The 3,230-nt window shown below is 62.0% G+C and carries 2 protein-coding genes and 1 pseudogene; all 3 read left to right on the forward strand.

The window, feature by feature from the left end; translation table 11 throughout:
* Nucleotides 1-411: 411 nt before the first annotated feature.
* Nucleotides 412-676, forward strand: a pseudogene (locus tag AC0L3P_RS39445) (IS21 family transposase); the annotation flags it as partial.
* A 187-nt stretch (nucleotides 677-863) separates the two neighbouring features.
* Complete coding sequence (gene istA, locus AC0L3P_RS39450) at nucleotides 864-2,396, forward strand: IS21 family transposase (protein WP_473309390.1); 1,533 nt, start codon at nucleotides 864-866, stop codon at nucleotides 2,394-2,396.
* Between the two features lie 15 nt (nucleotides 2,397-2,411).
* A complete protein-coding gene (gene istB / locus AC0L3P_RS39455) occupies nucleotides 2,412-3,062 on the forward strand; it encodes an IS21-like element helper ATPase IstB (protein WP_473309391.1) in 651 nt (216 codons plus the stop codon).
* Nucleotides 3,063-3,230 lie beyond the last annotated feature (168 nt).

A 3,230-nucleotide genomic window follows, 5' to 3' on the forward strand; every position in this document is an offset into this window, starting at 1 on the left:
CGGGAAGAGCCGGGTGCGGGAAAGCCGCCTGCCCGGATCTGTGAGGGCGAAAGCCAAATGGCTGAGCTACTCGACCAGGACCTTCCTACATAACGTGACCATTAGAAATTCACCAAGGGCATGACAAATAGATGTTCAATATAAAACAATATCCGATGCCTATGCCCGTGGTCGTTTCCTACTATCGGTGTAGCTCGTTAGAGCAAAGCCGCCCGGGCGAGCGTCGCCACTTATCGGGCGACAATCTGTATGTCATTGGAATCAAAATGATGCAGCGAGCCCTACGACCGCCGGCCTTAGTCCGTCGCGGGTTTGACGTGGAAAGCGCCTTCTGTGATGGCGCTACGACGTGATCATCGTACGTCGCACGAGCGAGACGAGTCTCTGTACCGGATGGGGGCCAGTTCTGCGCGTCCCTATCCGGGCGAGACGCAGGAGATTGTGTTTGACGCCCACGACCGGGCGTTCGCACTTTTCAAGTGGACTTTCCGGCGCGGCATCTACGACAACGTGAGGACGGCGGTGGAGAGGATCTTTGTCAGCAAAGGCCGCCTCTCTACAATCGCCGCTTGGTGCAGATGTGCAGCCATTACCTGGTCGATCCGGTGCCTGCACGCTTGCCTCGGGCTGGGAGAAGGGAAAGCTCGAGAACCAGGTCGGGCTACTCTGCGAACGCTTCGGCTCCGCCATCATAAATCCCAACTATTGACCGCCGCCAAGCGGGTTTCAATATGGGGTGCGCGTTTCGCGGGATCGTGAGCACGGATTTCACCGCATCATGAGCACCTTTTGGCGGTGCCGGACGCTTCGGCCGACAACTCAGCCGGGCTACGGAGTTCTCGTTCAACCAATGAGGAAGCCTGATGCAGAGATTGTCGATGCGCCGGATCAGAGAAGTTCTACGTTTAAGGCACCAGGGCCTGACCGAGCGCGTCATCGCGCGAACGTTAGGGGTGAGCAATGGCGTCGTCCATGGTTACGTGCGGCGTGCCCGCCTTGCCGGGCTGAGCTGGCCGCTGCCGGAGGGCATGGACGACGAGGGCCTGGAGCGGCTGCTGTTCCCGGCGCCAAAGGCTGCCTCGCAAAGCGACCGACGACCGTCCCCCGACTGGGTTTATGTGGAGAAGGAGCTACGCCGGCGCAGCGTGACACGGCTGCTGTTGTGGGAAGAGTATCGCGCCGCCAATCCCGACGGCTTCGGCTATACCTGGTTTTGCACGACCTTCGAAGCCTGGAAGCAGCGTGCGCGCCCGAGCATGCGTCAGACCCACATCGGTGGGGAGAAGGTGTTCGTCGATTTCGCTGGCGACACCATCGACATCTTCGATCCCATCACCGGCGAAGTGCGCGCCATGAAGCTGTTCGTCGCGGCGATGGGGGCCTCGAACTACACCTACACCGAGGCCTGCCCAAGCGAGAGCCTGTCCGACTGGATCGGCGTGCATGCCAACCTGTTCAGGTATCTCGGCGGCGTGCCGAAGTTCGTGGTCTGCGATAATCTCAAGGCCGCCGTGACCAACCCCGATCGCGACGATCCCGGGATCAACCGAACCTATGCCGAGATGGCCGGTCATTACGGCACCGCGATCCTGGCGGCGAGGCCGAGGCGGCCAAAGGACAAGGCCAAGGTTGAGGTCGCCGTCCAGATCGCCCAGCGCTGGATCTTGGCCCGCCTGCGCAACCAGCGCTTCTTTTCCCTGGCGGAGCTCAATGCGGCCATCCGCGGCCTCGTCGTCGAACTCAACGCCCGCCAGATCCGCGGTTTTGGCTCCAGCCGGACCGAGCTGTTCGCCGAGATCGATCGTCCCAAGCTGGGAGAACTGCCGGACCAGCCCTACGTCTTTGCGCGCTGGAAGCGTTGCCGCGTCGCGCCCGACTATCATGTCGAGATCGACGGCCATTGGTATTCCACCCCTTATCGGCTGATCCGTGAACTCGTCGATGTCCGCATCGCCGACAAGACCATCGAGGTCTTCCACAAGGGACAGAGGATCGCCAGCCACGCCCGCGCGCCCAACCGCCGCGGCCATACCACCATCGCCGATCATATGCCGAGCGCCCACCGCCGCTACGGCAAATGGACGCCGGGAGGATTGATCGCTGCCGGCGAGAAGATCGGTCCCTCTGCCGCGGCGTTTTTCCAGGCCGTCATCGCGGCCCGGCCTCATTCCGAGCAAGGCTTTCGCACCTGCCTCGGCATCCTGTCGCTGACCAAGAGCTACGACAACGCGCGCGTCGATGCGGCCTGCCAACGCGGCATCCTCATCAAGGCTCGCTCCGTCGCCTCGATCCGTTCGATCCTCAAGAGCGGCCTTGATCGCGCTTTTCTCGACGAGACGTCCGACCACCAGCCCCTGCGCCACGGCAACATCCGCGGTCAGGGCTATTTCCACTGATAGGGAGACCCCCCAATGCTGACACATCCGACCCATGAACGGCTGATTTCGCTCGGCTTGACCGGAATGGCCAAAGCCCTGGAGGAGCAGCGACGATCGTCAGATCTCGATGCCTTGTCGTTCGAGGAGCGCGTCGGATTGCTGGTCGATCGCGAAGCCGCCGAGCGCGACACCAAACGTCTCACGACCCGTCTCAAGTTCGCCGCGCTACGCCAGAGCGCGTGCGTGGAAGACGTCGATTTGCGCACGCCACGCGGCATCGATCGCGCCGTCTTCGCCAGGCTCGTCGGCGGCGACTGGATCGACCGCAACGAGAACCTGCTCGTCACAGGGGCAACCGGGCTCGGCAAGAGCTGCATTGCCTGCGCCCTCGGCCACCAGGCCTGCCGCGACAATCGTTCGGTCCAGTATCATCGCGTCCCGCGTCTGTTCGAGGCACTTGCCCTGGCTCGCGGCGACGGCCGATATGGCCGACTGCTTAAAACCATCGGCCGCGTTCAACTCCTGATCCTCGATGATTGGGGCCTGTCAGTTCTAAATCCGCCTGAACGGCGCGACCTTCTGGAGATCCTCGACGATCGCCACGGTCGCGCCTCCACCATCGTCACCAGCCAGGTCCCCGTCGAACATTGGCACGACGTTATCGGCGAGCCGATGACTTCATGATGCCTCCTTCTTGGAACGGTTGGTGCGTCGTACCCGGTTGCGAAGCTGAGTAATTTGTTTGTCCGAGAGCTCGATCTGCCATGGCTGGCCTTTGGCCAATTGATGACCCGCCAGCAATCCGCGCGCGAGATAATCGAACACCGTCTGCGGGGTTACTCCAAGCTCAGT

The sequence above is a fragment of the Bradyrhizobium sp. WSM4874 genome (assembly GCF_055811835.1).